The organism is Prauserella cavernicola, assembly GCF_016595675.1.
Lineage (GTDB): Bacteria > Actinomycetota > Actinomycetes > Mycobacteriales > Pseudonocardiaceae > Prauserella_A > Prauserella_A cavernicola.
Map to the genome: position 1 here is coordinate 1 of NZ_JAENJH010000086.1, position 280 is coordinate 280.

Annotated in this window: 1 pseudogene; it reads left to right on the forward strand. The window is 65.4% G+C overall.

The features are described 5' to 3' along the window. A pseudogene (locus JHE00_RS34815) lies at positions 1–243 on the forward strand (4-hydroxyphenylpyruvate dioxygenase); the annotation flags it as partial. Positions 244–280 lie beyond the last annotated feature (37 nt).

Below are 280 nucleotides of genomic sequence, written 5' to 3' on the forward strand. Positions count from 1 at the left end.
GAACTGCGCGCCCGGATCGGCGAGGTGCGCGTGCCGATCGAGACGCTGTAGGAGCACAAGATCCTCGTCGATCGCGACGAGGACGGCTACCTGCTCCAAATTTTCACCAAGCCGATCGGCGCCCGCCCGACCGTGTTCTACGAGCTGATCGAGCGGCACGGCTCGCTCGGCTTCGGCAAGGGCAACTTCACGGCCCTGTTCGAGGCCATCGAGCGCGAACAGGAACGTCGCGGCAATCTCTGACCGGGTGCCCTGCCGGTCAGGGCATCACCGTGTAACC